This is a genomic window from Streptomyces sp. NPDC007917 (assembly GCF_042959105.1).
GTDB lineage: Bacteria > Actinomycetota > Actinomycetes > Streptomycetales > Streptomycetaceae > Streptomyces.
Window position 1 is genome coordinate 90,544 of sequence record NZ_JBIBKK010000011.1, and the last position, 13,249, is coordinate 103,792.

The 13,249-nt window shown below is 70.5% G+C and carries 10 protein-coding genes; all 10 read left to right on the plus strand.

Annotated features, from left to right (window positions below; translation table 11 throughout):
* The first annotated feature begins 10 nt into the window (after positions 1–10).
* Genes nuoE through nuoN form a run of 10 tightly spaced genes read left to right on the plus strand, consistent with a single transcriptional unit; the run spans position 11 to position 13,184 of the window.
* Positions 11–820 carry an NADH-quinone oxidoreductase subunit NuoE gene (gene nuoE, locus ACFZDL_RS23095; protein ID WP_353592426.1) on the plus strand — a complete coding sequence of 270 codons (810 nt, stop codon included), beginning with the start codon at positions 11–13 and terminating at the stop codon, positions 818–820.
* Positions 820–2,202, plus strand: a complete 1,383-nt coding sequence (gene nuoF / locus ACFZDL_RS23100; protein ID WP_353592234.1) for an NADH-quinone oxidoreductase subunit NuoF — start codon at positions 820–822, stop codon at positions 2,200–2,202. Before nuoE ends, nuoF begins: the two co-directional genes overlap by 1 nt.
* Positions 2,199–4,694: an NADH-quinone oxidoreductase subunit G gene (locus ACFZDL_RS23105; RefSeq protein ID WP_353592235.1), complete on the plus strand. Its 2,496-nt coding sequence runs from the start codon at positions 2,199–2,201 to the stop codon at positions 4,692–4,694. Before nuoF ends, ACFZDL_RS23105 begins: the two co-directional genes overlap by 4 nt.
* Positions 4,691–6,061 carry an NADH-quinone oxidoreductase subunit NuoH gene (nuoH, locus tag ACFZDL_RS23110; RefSeq protein ID WP_353592236.1) on the plus strand — a complete coding sequence of 457 codons (1,371 nt, stop codon included), beginning with the start codon at positions 4,691–4,693 and terminating at the stop codon, positions 6,059–6,061. The genes ACFZDL_RS23105 and nuoH overlap by 4 nt, the downstream gene beginning before the upstream one ends.
* Positions 6,054–6,698 (plus strand): NADH-quinone oxidoreductase subunit NuoI, encoded by a 645-nt coding sequence (gene nuoI, locus ACFZDL_RS23115; RefSeq protein ID WP_353592237.1) that lies wholly within the window; start codon positions 6,054–6,056, stop codon positions 6,696–6,698. The genes nuoH and nuoI overlap by 8 nt, the downstream gene beginning before the upstream one ends.
* Positions 6,695–7,627: an NADH-quinone oxidoreductase subunit J gene (locus ACFZDL_RS23120; protein WP_353592238.1), complete on the plus strand. Its 933-nt coding sequence runs from the start codon at positions 6,695–6,697 to the stop codon at positions 7,625–7,627. Before nuoI ends, ACFZDL_RS23120 begins: the two co-directional genes overlap by 4 nt.
* On the plus strand, positions 7,624–7,923 hold the full coding sequence (gene nuoK / locus ACFZDL_RS23125) for an NADH-quinone oxidoreductase subunit NuoK (RefSeq protein WP_352276016.1): 300 nt from the start codon (positions 7,624–7,626) through the stop codon (positions 7,921–7,923). The genes ACFZDL_RS23120 and nuoK overlap by 4 nt, the downstream gene beginning before the upstream one ends.
* 15 nt (positions 7,924–7,938) lie before the next feature.
* The gene (gene nuoL, locus ACFZDL_RS23130; protein ID WP_353592239.1) at positions 7,939–9,879 is read left to right on the plus strand and encodes an NADH-quinone oxidoreductase subunit L; all 1,941 of its coding nucleotides are present in this window, start codon (positions 7,939–7,941) and stop codon (positions 9,877–9,879) included.
* A gap of 3 nt (positions 9,880–9,882) precedes the next feature.
* Positions 9,883–11,532, plus strand: a complete 1,650-nt coding sequence (locus ACFZDL_RS23135) for an NADH-quinone oxidoreductase subunit M (protein WP_353592240.1) — start codon at positions 9,883–9,885, stop codon at positions 11,530–11,532.
* Positions 11,529–13,184 (plus strand): NADH-quinone oxidoreductase subunit NuoN, encoded by a 1,656-nt coding sequence (gene nuoN / locus ACFZDL_RS23140; protein ID WP_353592241.1) that lies wholly within the window; start codon positions 11,529–11,531, stop codon positions 13,182–13,184. Before ACFZDL_RS23135 ends, nuoN begins: the two co-directional genes overlap by 4 nt.
* The last annotated feature ends 65 nt before the right edge of the window (positions 13,185–13,249 follow it).

Consider the following 13,249-nt stretch of genomic DNA (forward strand, 5'->3'; position numbering starts at 1 on the left):
CCAGCTGGGAATGCCGCAGCTCCCCGCCCCCGACTACCCGGCCGAGGTCCGGGCCCGGCTCGAGGCGGATGCCGAGGAGGTGATCGCCCGCTACCCCGACAGCCGCAGCGCGCTGCTGCCGCTGCTGCACCTGGTGCAGTCGGAGGAGGGCCATGTCACCCGCACCGGGGTCCGGTTCTGCGCCGAGGTGCTGGGACTGACCACCGCCGAGGTCACCGCGGTCGCCACCTTCTACACGATGTACCGGCGGGGGCCCTCCGGGGACTACCAGGTGGGGGTGTGCACCAACACCCTGTGCGCGGTGATGGGCGGCGACGCGATCTTCGAGGCCCTGCAGCGCCATCTGGGCGTCGGCAACGGAGAGACCACCGAGGACGGCAAGATCACCCTCGAGCACATCGAGTGCAACGCGGCCTGCGACTACGCGCCCGTGGTGATGGTCAACTGGGAGTTCTTCGACAACCAGACCGTGGACTCGGCCAAGCGGATGGTCGACGACCTGCGGGCGGGCCGCACCGTCGAGCCGACCCGCGGCGCTCCGCTGTGCACCTTCAAGGAGACCGCGCGCATCCTCGCCGGCTTCCCCGACGCGCGTCCGGGCGCGGTCGAGGCGAGCGGCAGCGCCGGCCCGGCCTCGCTGGTCGGGCTGCGGCTGGCCAAGGGCGAGGCGGCCCCGGGCCGCGTCGTGTCGCCCAGGTCCGCGGACTATCCCGCGGACGAGCAGGCGCCCACGCACCCGAGCTCCCATGACGCGCCACAGCGGACCTCGGCCTCCGATCCGCACCACCCGGCCGGTCCGGTCTCAGAGGAGGGGGAGTGATGACCGTGACAGTCGAGCGGGGCGAGTCCAGCCCCGAGAAGCTGCTGGCACCCGTGCTGTCGTCGTTCTGGGACGAGTCCAAGTCCTGGACCTTGGAGACCTATCTGCGCCACGACGGGTACGAGGGCATGCGCAAGGCCCTCGCCATGGCGCCCGACGATGTGATCGCGCTGGTGAAGGACTCGGGGCTGCGCGGCCGCGGCGGCGCGGGCTTCCCCACCGGGATGAAGTGGCAGTTCATCCCGCAGGGCGACGGCAAGCCCCACTACCTCGTCGTCAACGCGGACGAGTCCGAACCCGGCACCTGCAAGGACATCCCCCTCCTCTTCGCCAATCCGCACGCCCTCGTCGAGGGCATGATCATCGCCTGTCACGCCATCCGCTCCCAGCACGCTTTCATCTATCTGCGCGGCGAAGTCGTGCCCGTGCTGCGCCGGCTGCACGAGGCCGTACGCGAGGCGTACGAGGCGGGCTACCTCGGCAAGGCCGACGCGCGCAGGCAGAAGCTGGGGCTGGCCGATCTGCCCGATCTCGAGATCACCGTGCACGCGGGCGCCGGCGCGTACATCTGCGGTGAAGAGACCGCGCTGCTGGACTCCTTGGAAGGGCGGCGCGGCCAGCCCCGGCTCCGGCCTCCCTTCCCGGCGGTCGCGGGTCTGTACGCGTGCCCCACTGTCGTCAACAACGTCGAGTCCATCGCGTCGGTTCCCGCCATCCTCACCAAGGGCAAGGAATGGTTCCGGTCGATGGGCAGCGAGAAGTCCCCGGGCTTCACGCTCTACTCGCTGTCCGGGCACGTCGCGGCCCCCGGCCAGTACGAGGGCCCGCTGGGCATCACCCTGCGGCAGCTGCTGGACATGAGCGGCGGCATGCGCCCCGGCCACCGGCTGAAGTTCTGGACGCCCGGCGGCTCCTCGACGCCGCTGCTCACCGAGGAGCACCTGGACGTCCCCCTCGACTACGAGGGCGTGGGCGCCGCCGGGTCGATGCTCGGCACCAAGGCGCTGCAGTGCTTCGACGAGACGACCTGCGTGGTGCGCGCGGTGACCCGCTGGACCGAGTTCTACGCGCATGAGTCCTGCGGCAAGTGCACGCCCTGCCGCGAGGGCACGTACTGGCTGGTTCAGCTGTTGCGCGACATCGAGGCGGGCAAGGGCCGCATGGAGGACCTGGCCAAGCTGGCCGACATCGCCGACAACATCAACGGCAAGTCCTTCTGCGCGCTCGGCGACGGCGCCGCCAGCCCCATCTTCTCCTCCCTCAAGTACTTCAAGGAGGAGTACGAGCAGCACATCACCGGTGGCGGGTGCCCCTTCGACCCCGCCAAGTCCACCGTGTGGGCCGACGATCCGAGCTCCACTCACCTGGGGGTGACCGCATGACCGTGACCACCAATGCACCCTCCGGAGGCGGAGAGGCGGCGGTGCCGCGCGAAGATCTGGTCTCCGTCACCATCGACGGAATCGAGATCTCCGTGCCCAAGGGGACCCTGGTGATCCGCGCGGCCGAGCTGCTCGGCATCGAGATCCCCCGCTTCTGCGACCATCCGCTCCTCGACCCGGCCGGCGCCTGCCGCCAGTGCATCGTCGAGGTCGAGGGTCAGCGCAAGCCGATGGCCTCCTGCACGATCACCTGCACCGACGGGATGGTGGTCAAGACCCAGCTCACCTCGCCGGTGGCCGAGAAGGCGCAGCGCGGTGTGATGGAGCTGCTGCTGATCAACCACCCGCTGGACTGCCCGGTCTGCGACAAGGGCGGCGAGTGCCCGCTGCAGAACCAGGCCATGTCCGCGGGGCAGGCCGAGAGCCGCTTCGAAGGGCGCAAGCGCACCTTCGCCAAGCCGGTGCCGATCTCGCCGCAGGTGCTGCTGGACCGCGAGCGGTGCGTGCTGTGCGCGCGCTGCACCCGGTTCTCCAACCAGGTCGCGGGCGACCCGATGATCGAGCTGCTGGAGCGCGGCGCCCTGCAGCAGGTGGGCACGGGCGAGGGCGACCCGTTCGAGTCGTACTTCTCCGGCAACACCATCCAGATCTGCCCGGTGGGCGCGCTGACGTCGGCCGCCTACCGCTTCCGCTCCCGCCCCTTCGACCTGGTCTCCTCGCCGAGCGTGTGCGAGCACTGCTCGGGCGGCTGCGCGACCCGCACCGACCACCGGCGCGGCAAGGTCATGCGGCGGCTCGCGGCGGACGACCCCGAGGTCAACGAGGAGTGGATCTGCGACAAGGGGCGCTTCGGCTTCCGCTACGCGCAGCTCCCCGACCGGCTCACCACCCCGCTGGTGCGCGACCGGGAGACGGGCGAGCTGGCGCCCGCGAGCTGGCCCGAGGCGCTGGAGGCGGCGGCGGCCGGCCTGGCCGCGGCCCGCGGCCGGGCGGGCGTGCTGACCGGCGGCCGGCTCACCGTCGAGGACGCCTACGCGTACGCGAAGTTCGCGCGCGTCGCCCTGGACACCAACGACATCGACTTCCGGGCCAGGGCGCACAGCGCCGAGGAGGCCGACTTCCTGGCCACCCAGGTGGCGGGCCGGGGCCGCGACCTGGACGGCGGCGGGCTCACCTACGCCGCGCTGGAGAAGGCCCCGGCCGTCCTCCTGGTCGGCTTCGAGTCGGAGGAGGAGGCGCCCGGCGTCTTCCTGCGGCTGCGCAAGGCGCACCGCAAGCACGGCCAGCGCACGTTCTCGCTGGCCACCCACGCCACCCGGGGCCTGACGAAGGCGGGCGGCACGCTGCTGCCCGCGGCGCCCGGCACCGAGACCGAGTGGCTGGACGCGCTCGCGGGCCGCACCGGTCTGGACGCGGACGGGGAACAGGCGGCCGAGGCGCTGCGCGCCGAGGGCGCGGTGATCGTCGCCGGTGAGCGGCTGGCGGCCGTGCCGGGCGCGCTGACCGCCGCCGTACGGGCCGCCGCCGCCACCGGCGCCACGCTGGTCTGGATTCCGCGGCGGGCGGGGGAGCGGGGCGCCGTCGAGGCGGGCGCGCTCCCCGGGCTGCTGCCCGGCGGCCGCCCGGTCACCGATCCGCGGGCCCGCGAGGAGACCGCCGAGATCTGGCGCGTCGCCGAACTGCCCGCCCGGACGGGCCGGGACACCGCCCGGATCGTCGAGGCCGCGGCCGCCGGCGAGCTCGGCGCGCTGCTGGTCGCGGGCGTCGAGGTCGCCGACCTGCCCGATCCGGCGCGGGCCCTGGAGGCCCTGGAGGCGGTCGGCTTCCTGGTCAGCCTGGAACAGCGGCCCACCGAGGTCACGGCGCACGCGGACGTGGTGCTGCCGGTCGCGGCGGTCGTCGAGAAGTCGGGGACCTTCCTGAACTGGGAGGGCCGGGCCCGGCCGTTCGAGGCGGCCATCAAGCCCGACCAGATGACCCGCCGCCATGTCCTTCCGGACGCCCGGGCGCTGCACATGCTGGCCGACGCGATGGATGTGCCGTTCGGCCTGCCGGATGTCCAGGCCGTACGGGCCGAGTTGACGCGGCTTGGCACCTGGAGCGGCTCCCACGGCATCGGGCCGATGGAGACCGGCGGGCCGCTGCCCCGCCCCGGCGAGGGCGAGGCGCTGCTCGCGGGCCACCGGCTGCTGCTGGACCAGGGCCGGCTGCAGGAGGGCGACACGGCGCTCGCCGCGACCCGGCACGCGGCGGTGGCCCGGCTGTCGGAGGCGACCGCGGCCGAGGCGGGGGTGCGCGACGGGGAGCCCGTACGCGTCACCGGCCCGGCCGGGTCCGTCCAGCTGCCGCTGGCGGTGACGGCGATGCCCGACCGGGTGGTCTGGCTGCCGCTGAACTCCACGGGCGGCGGCGCGTACCGCGACCTGGGCGCGAGCCCCGGTGAACTGGTCAAGATCGGTGCTCCCGCGACGGAACCGGAGGTGACCTCATGAGCCTGAGCTACCTCGCCGCAGAAGACCTGTCGATGTTCGGCCGCGACCCGTGGTGGCTGGTCGTGATCAAGGCGGTCTTCTGCTTCGCCTTCCTGATGGTGACCGTGCTGATCTCCATCGTCATGGAGCGCAAGGTCGTCGGCTGGATGCAGCTGCGCATCGGCCCGAACCGGCACGGCCCCTGGGGCATGCTGCAGTCCCTGGCCGACGGCGTGAAGCTGATGCTGAAGGAGGACATCGTCGTCAAGGGCGCGGACAAGGTCGTCTACGTCCTGGCGCCGGTCGTCGCGGCCATTCCCGCCTTCATGGCGGTCGCGGTCATCCCCTTCGGCCCGGCCGGCAACGAGATCTCGATCTTCGGGCACCGCACCACGATGCAGCTGACCGACCTGCCGATCGCGATCCTCTACATCCTGGCCACCGCCTCGGTGGGCATCTACGGCATCGTGCTGGCGGGCTGGTCGTCCGGTTCCACGTATCCGCTCCTCGGCGGCCTGCGCTCCTGCGCCCAGATGATCAGCTACGAGATCGCGATGGGCATGTCCTTCGCGGCGGTCTTCCTCTACTCCGGTTCGATGTCGACCTCCGAGATCGTCAACTCCCAGCACGACCGCTGGTACGCGCTGCTGCTGCCGGTCTCCTTCATCATCTACATCATCGCGATGGTCGGTGAGACCAACCGCGCGCCCTTCGACATGCCGGAGTCCGAGGGCGACCTGGTCGGCGGCTTCAACACCGAGTACTCGTCCATCAAGTTCGCGATGTTCATGCTGGCCGAGTACATCAACATGGTCACCGTCTCGATGGTCGCGGTCACCCTCTTCCTGGGCGGCTGGCGGGCGCCATGGCCGATCAGCACCTTCTGGGAAGGGGCCAACCACGGCTGGTGGCCGATGCTCTGGTTCGTCGGCAAGGTCCTCTCGCTGCTGTTCGCCTTCGTCTGGATCCGCGGCACGCTGCCGCGGGTGCGCTACGACCAGTTCATGAAGCTGGGCTGGAAGGTCCTCATCCCGGTCTCGATGGTCTGGCTGATGCTGGTCGCGACCGTGCGGGCGCTGCGCAACGAGAACTACGACTACCAGGACATCGTGCTGTACGTCGGCGGCGCCGTCCTCGCCCTGCTGCTGCTGTCGTTCGTCGTCGACATCTTCCGCGACCGGGAGGCTTCACAGGCCGCCGCGGAGGCGGAGGCCGAGCAGGGCCCGGAGCCCGCCTTCGACCCGATGGGGGGCGGATTCCCGGTGCCGCCGCTGCCCGGCCAGACCCTGCCGCCCGTACCGCGCCGACGCCCGCGACACGACCGCGAGCTGATTGTCAGTGGCGGGCCCGACACTGTCAGTGACGGAAAGGAGGCCGACGGTGTCTGACTTCCAGAACCCGGTGGCCGGCTTCGGCGTGACCTTCAAGGCCATGTTCAAGAAGCGGCTCACCGAGCAGTACCCCGAGCAGAAGAAGCCGACCGCGCCCCGATTCCACGGACGCCACCAGCTCAACCGCCACCCGGACGGGCTGGAGAAGTGCGTCGGCTGCGAGCTGTGCGCCTGGGCCTGCCCGGCGGACGCGATCTATGTGGAAGGCGCGGACAACACGGAGGAGGAGCGCTACTCCCCGGGGGAGCGCTACGGCCGCGTCTACCAGATCAACTATCTGCGCTGCATCCTGTGCGGCCTGTGCGTGGAGGCGTGCCCGACCCGCGCGCTGACCATGACCAATGAGTACGAGCTCGCCGACCGGACCCGTGAATCGCTCATCTTCACCAAGGAGGAGCTGCTCGCGGGGCTGGAGGAGGGCATGGTCGACTCCCCGCACGCCATCTACCCCGGCATGGACGAGCAGGACTACTACCGCGGTCTGGTGACCGAGGCCGCGCCCGGGACGGTGCGCCAGGCGGCGGTCAGCAAGGGCGAGGTTCCCCCCGGCGGGGCCACGCCGGTCGCGGGTGACGAAGAGCTCCTGCAAGAGGGGGCGCAGCGCGCCGAGACCGAGCGGGAGGTAGGGGCATGAGCAGCATGCTGGCCGCCGCCACGAGCACCACCTCCACCGGCGAGGCCGTGCAGTTCTGGATCCTCGCCACCGTGGCCGTGATCGGCGCCCTGGGCACGATCATGATGCGCAAGGCCGTGCACAGCGCCCTGTGCCTGGCGGGCACCATGATCGTCCTGGCGGTCTTCTACCTGGCCAACGGCGCGTACTTCCTGGGCGTCGTCCAGATCGTCGTCTACACCGGCGCGATCATGATGCTCTTCCTCTTCGTCGTCATGCTGGTCGGCGTCACCGCCGCCGACTCGCTCAAGGAGACGCTGAAGGGGCAGCGCTGGCTCGCCGCCCTGTGCGGGCTCGGCTTCGGCATCCTGCTGTGCGCGGGGATCGGCAATGCCTCGCTGAAGAGCTTCAACGGCCTCGGCCAGGCCAACTCCGGCGGCAATGTGGAGGGCCTGGCCGCTCTGATCTTCACCAAGTACGTCTTCGCCTTCGAGATCACCGGCGCGCTGCTGATCACCGCGGCGGTCGGCGCGATGGTGCTGACCCACCGGGAGCGCACCGAGCGCGCGCTCAGCCAGCGCGAGCAGTCCGAGCGGCGGGTGCGCACCGGCACACAGGTGCCGCCGCTGCCCGCGCCCGGTGTCTACGCCCGGCACAACGCGGTGGACATCCCCGGTCTGCTGCCCGACGGCACTCCCGCCGAGCTCTCGGTCAACGCGACGCTGCGCGGCCGCGGCCAGATCCGGGACGTCTCCGGGAAGGCGCTGGCCCAACTGGCCGCCCTGGAGCAGCGCTCGGCGCGCTGGCTGGGACGGGACGCCAAGGGCGGCAAGGGCGCGGAGCGCCCCGAGGGCGCCGACCGTCACGACAGTGCGAACGGCGCGGCCGCGCCTGCGGCCGAAGCGAACGGCGCCGAGCATCCAGAGGACTCGAAGGGGGTCGCCAAGTGAACCCGGTCAACTACCTGTACCTGGCCGCCCTGTTGTTCACCATCGGCGCGGCCGGGGTCCTGATCCGGCGGAACGCGATCGTCCTCTTCATGTGCGTCGAGCTGATGCTGAACGCCTGCAACCTGGCGTTCGTCACCTTCTCCCGGATGCACGGCAATCTCGACGGCCAGATCATCGCCTTCTTCACGATGGTCGTCGCGGCCGCCGAAGTCGTGGTCGGCCTCGCGATCATCGTGTCGGTGTTCCGCTCCCGCCATTCGGCCTCGGTCGACGACGCCAGCCTGATGAAGCTCTAGAAGGGTCGCGTTCACGTGGAGAACCTCATCGGATTGCTTGTCGCGGCCCCGCTGCTCGGCGCGGCCCTGCTGCTGTGCGGAGGGCGGCGGCTGGACGGCAAGGGCCATTTGCTGGGCACCGCGCTCGCGCTCGCCTCCTTCGTGATCGGGGCGGTGCTCTTCGCCGACATGGTCGGCCGGGACGAGCACGACCGGGCCCTGCACAGCCATCTGTTCAGCTGGATCCCGGTCGGCGGCTTCCGCGCGGACGTCGCCTTCCAGCTCGATCAGCTGTCGATGACCTTCGTGCTCCTGATCACGGGTGTGGGCAGCCTGATCCACATCTACTCGATCGGCTATATGGAGCACGACGAGCGCCGCCGCCGCTTCTTCGGCTATCTCAACCTCTTCCTCGCGGCGATGCTGCTGCTCGTCCTCGCCGACAACTACCTGCTGCTGTACGTGGGGTGGGAGGGCGTCGGCCTCGCCTCGTACCTGCTGATCGGCTTCTGGCAGCACAAGCCCAGTGCGGCCACGGCGGCGAAGAAGGCGTTCATCGTCAACCGGGTGGGCGACGTCGGCCTGTCGATCGCCATCATGCTGATGTTCACGACCTTCGGGACGTTCGCCTTCGCCCCCGTGCTCTCGAACGCCACGGACGCGAGCGAGGGCAAGCTCACCGCCATCGGGCTGATGCTGCTCCTGGCCGCCTGCGGCAAGTCGGCCCAGGTGCCGCTGCAGTCCTGGCTCGGGGACGCCATGGAGGGTCCGACCCCGGTCTCCGCCCTGATCCACGCGGCCACCATGGTGACCGCGGGCGTCTATCTGATCACCCGCTCGGGCGCGATCTTCAACAACGCGCCGGACGCGCAGACCGCGGTGGTCACGGTGGGCGCGGTGACGCTGCTCTTCGGTGCGATCGTCGGTTGCGCGAAGGACGACATCAAGAAGGCCCTGGCGGGCTCGACCATGTCGCAGATCGGCTACATGATCCTGGCCGCCGGGCTCGGCCCGATCGGCTATGTCTTCGCGATCATGCACCTGGTTACCCACGGCTTCTTCAAGGCGGGCCTCTTCCTCGGCGCCGGCTCGGTCATGCACGCCATGAACGACGAGGTCGACATGCGCAAGTACGGCGGCCTGCGGAAGTACATGCCGGTCACCTTCGCGACCTTCGGGCTCGGCTATCTCGCGATCATCGGCTTCCCCGGCCTTTCCGGTTTCTGGTCCAAGGACAAGATCATCGAGGCGGCCTTCGCCAAGGGCGGCACGGAGGGCTGGATCCTGGGCGGCGCGGCGCTGCTCGGCGCCGCCATCACCGCGTACTACATGACCCGCGTGATGCTGCTGACCTTCTTCGGTGAGAAGCGCTGGGGCACCACCCCCTCGCCCGAGCAGCCCAGCGCGGAGCCCGCCGCCGCGACCGCCGGGGCGCACGCCGAGCCGCACCCCCACGAGTCGCCGAAGTCCATGACCATCCCGATGATCGTGCTGGCCTTCGGATCGGTGTTCGCGGGCGGGCTGTTCAGCCTGAACGACGCGTTCCTGAAGTGGCTGGAGCCCGTCACCAGCCACAGCCACGGGGACTCCCCGCTCAGCGCCGCCACCGTCACCGCCGGGACCATGGTCGTCCTGCTGATCGGCGTCGCGCTCGCCTGGGCGCAGTACGGGCGCAGGCCCGTCCCGCGCACCGCACCGCGCGGCAGCCTGCTCACCCGGGCCGCCCGGCGCGACCTGCTGCAGGACGACTTCAACCATGTCGTCCTCGTCAAGCCCGGTGAGTATCTGACCCGCGGACTGGTCTATGTGGACCACAAGCTGGTCGACGGCGTGGTCAACGGCACCGCGGCCTCGGTCGGCGGCCTCTCCGGGCGGCTGCGCAAGCTCCAGAACGGCTACGCCCGTACGTACGCGGTCTCGATGTTCGGCGGTACGGCGGTGCTCATCGCCGCGACCCTGCTGATGAGGGCGGTCTGAGTCATGTCATTTCCCCTGCTGACGGTCACGGCCGCGGTGCCCGCGCTGGGCGCGATCGCCACCGCCGCCGTGCCCGCCGCCAAGCGCGCCGCCGCCAAGTGGGTGGCGCTGGGCTTCTCGCTCGCCACGCTCGTCCTTGCGGCGATCGTGCTGGTGCGCTTCGACCCGGACGGCGCCCACTTCCAGCTCACCGAGTCCCACGCCTGGATCAAGGACTTCGGCGTGCGGTACGAGCTGGGCGTGGACGGCATCGCGGTCGCGCTGATCGCGCTGACCGCGGTCCTCATCCCCTTCATCATCCTTGCCGGGTGGCATGACGCCGACCCGCTGGAAGAGGCCAGCCCCAACCGGCGCTGGCGGCCCACCCAGGGCTTCTTCGCGCTGATCCTGATGGTCGAGGCGATGGTGGTGATCTCCTTCGAGGCCACCGACGTCTTTCTCTTCTACATCTTCTTCGAAGCCATGCTGATCCCGATGTACTTCCTCATCGGCGGCTTCGGGGACCGGGCCGGAGGGCGGTCCGAGGAGGAGACGGCCACCCAGCGCTCGTACGCCGCCGTCAAGTTCCTGCTCTACAACCTGGCGGGCGGTCTGATCATGCTGGCCGCGGTGGTCGGTCTCTATGTGGTCACCGCCGACGACCTGGGCACGGGCACCTTCTCGCTGCAGCAGATCACCGACGCCCGGGCCGCCGGCACGCTCGACTTCGCGACCAGCACCGAGCGGCTGCTGTTCCTCGGCTTCTTCTTCGCCTTCGCCGTCAAGGCGCCGCTGTGGCCGCTGCACACCTGGCTGCCCAACGCGATGGGGGAGGCGACCTCGCCCGTCGCCGTGCTGATCACCGCGGTGGTCGACAAGGTCGGCACCTTCGCGATGCTCCGCTTCTGCCTCCAGCTCTTCCCGGAGGCCAGCAAGTGGGCCACACCGGTGATCCTCGTCCTCGCCCTCGTCAGCATCATCTACGGGGCGCTGCTGGCGGTCGGCCAGCGGGACATCAAGCGGCTGATCGCCTACGCCTCGATCTCCCACTTCGGCTTCATCATCCTCGGCATCTTCGCCATGACGACGCAGGGCCAGGGCGGAGCCACCCTCTACATGGTCAACCACGGGATCTCGACGGCGGCGCTGATGCTGGTGGCCGGGTTCCTGATCACGCGCCGCGGGTCGCGGCTCATCGCCGACTACGGCGGGGTGCAGAAGGTCGCCCCGGTGCTCGCCGGCACCTTCCTGATCGGCGGTCTGGCCACCCTGTCGCTGCCCGGCCTGGCGCCGTTCATCAGCGAGTTCCTGGTCCTGGTCGGCACGTTCAGCCGCTATCCCGCGCTCGGCGTCATCGCGACCCTCGGCATCGTGCTGGCCGCGCTGTACGTCCTGGTGCTCTACCAGCGCACCATGACCGGCCCGGTGAAGGCCGAGGTGCGGGGCATGCCCGATCTGAAGGTGCGCGAGCTGGTGGTGGTGGCGCCGCTGATCGCGCTGCTGATCTTCCTCGGCGTCTACCCGAAGCCGCTGACCGACATCGTCAACCCGGCGGTCGATCACACCCTGTCCGTGGTGGACAAGAAGGATCCCAAGCCCGATCACCCCGTCACTGACGCGGGCTGGTTCAGCTACAGCCCGATGCACGACCGTGCTTCCGGAGGTGCCAAGTGAGCCACGCGGCCACTGTCCACAGCCTGTGGACGACAGCGGCGGTGTCGCCCCCCGACAAGATCCCCGCGCCGCACATCGAGTACGGCCAGCTGGCGCCCACCCTGATCGTCCTCGGCGCCGCGATCATCGGGGTGCTGATCGAGGCCCTGCTGCCGCGCCGCCACCGCTACGCCGCGCAGCTCTTCGTCTCCGTGGTCGCCCTGGCCGCGGCCTTCGCCGCCGTCCTGGGACTCGCGGCCGGGGACTACGGCACGAGCAAGGCGCGCATCGCGGCCATGGGCGCGATCGCGGTCGACGGACCCGCGCTCTTCCTGGAGGGCACGATCCTCCTCGTCGCGCTGGTCGCGGTCTTCACCTTCGCCGAGCGGCGGCTCGACCCGGCGGCACACGGCAATCGCGTCGACTCCTTCACCGCGCAGGCGGCCGCCGTCCCGGGCGGCGAGGCCGAAAAGGCCGCCGTCAAGGCCGGCTTCACCACGACCGAGGTCTTTCCGCTGGTCCTCTTCGCGGTGGGCGGCATGCTCGTCTTCCCCGCGGCCAACGACCTGCTGACCCTCTTCGTGGCGCTGGAGGTCTTCTCGCTCCCGCTGTATGTGCTGTGCGCCCTCGCCCGGCGCCACCGCATGCTCTCGCAGGAGGCCGCCGTCAAGTACTTCCTGCTCGGCGCCTTCTCGTCCGCCTTCCTGCTCTTCGGGATCGCGCTGCTGTACGGCTACGCGGGCACCGTCACCTATGGCGGGATCGCCGATGTGGTCGATGGCCAGGTCCGCGAGGTCACCCCGGCGCTCGCCGGGACCATGGGCAATGACGCGCTGCTGCTCATCGGCGGCGCGATGGTGCTGATGGGCCTGCTGTTCAAGATCGGTGCCGTCCCCTTCCACATGTGGACGCCGGACGTCTACCAGGGCGCCCCGACCCCGGTGACCGGCTTCATGGCGGCGGCGACCAAGGTCGCGGCCTTCGGCGCGCTGCTGCGGCTGCTGTACGTCGTGCTGCCGGGGCTGCGCTGGGACTGGCGGCCGGTGATGTGGGGGGTGGCGATCGTCACCATGCTGGGCGGTGCGATCGTCGCGGTCACCCAGACCGATGTGAAGCGGTTGCTGGCCTACTCCTCGATCGCCCACGCCGGCTTCATCCTGGCCGGTGTCATCGCCACGACGCCCGACGGCATCTCCTCGGTCCTCTTCTACCTGGCCGCGTACTCCTTTGTGACCCTCGGCGCGTTCTCCGTGGTCACCCTGGTGCGGGACGCGGGTGGCGAGGCCACGCACCTGTCCAAGTGGGCCGGGCTCGGCCGGCGTTCGCCCTTGGTGGCCGCGGTCTTCGCGGTCTTCCTGCTGGCCTTCGCCGGAATCCCGCTGACGAGTGGTTTCGCGGGGAAGTTCGCGGTCTTCAAGGCGGCGGCCGACGGGGGCGCGGGGCCGCTGGTGGTGGTCGGTGTGATCTCCTCGGCGATCGCGGCCTTCTTCTACATCCGGGTGATCGTCCTGATGTTCTTCAGCGAGCCGCGGACTGAGGGACCGTCGGTGGCGGTGCCGTCCCCGCTGACCTCGGCGGCGATCGCGATCGGCGTCGCGGTGACGATCGTGCTGGGCGTCGCCCCGCAGTACTTCCTCGATCTGGCCGGCCAGGCGGGGGTCTTCGTGCGCTGAGCCGCCCGGCTCCCTGTGCGGCCGCTCAGCGGCCGTCCGCCCGGTCCCCCGTGGGGGGCCGGGCG

Bases quoted from the DNA above. Each gene is read 5' to 3' on its own strand.
- nuoH (WP_353592236.1), top strand. From the start codon at position 4,691: ATGAGCCTGAGCTACCTCGCCGCAGAAGACCTGTCGATGTTCGGCCGC.
- ACFZDL_RS23120 (WP_353592238.1), top strand. From the start codon at position 6,695: ATGAGCAGCATGCTGGCCGCCGCCACGAGCACCACCTCCACCGGCGAG.
- nuoF (WP_353592234.1), top strand. From the start codon at position 820: ATGACCGTGACAGTCGAGCGGGGCGAGTCCAGCCCCGAGAAGCTGCTG.
- nuoE (WP_353592426.1), top strand. From the start codon at position 11: ATGCCGCAGCTCCCCGCCCCCGACTACCCGGCCGAGGTCCGGGCCCGG.
- ACFZDL_RS23105 (WP_353592235.1), top strand. From the start codon at position 2,199: ATGACCGTGACCACCAATGCACCCTCCGGAGGCGGAGAGGCGGCGGTG.
- ACFZDL_RS23135 (WP_353592240.1), top strand. From the start codon at position 9,883: ATGTCATTTCCCCTGCTGACGGTCACGGCCGCGGTGCCCGCGCTGGGC.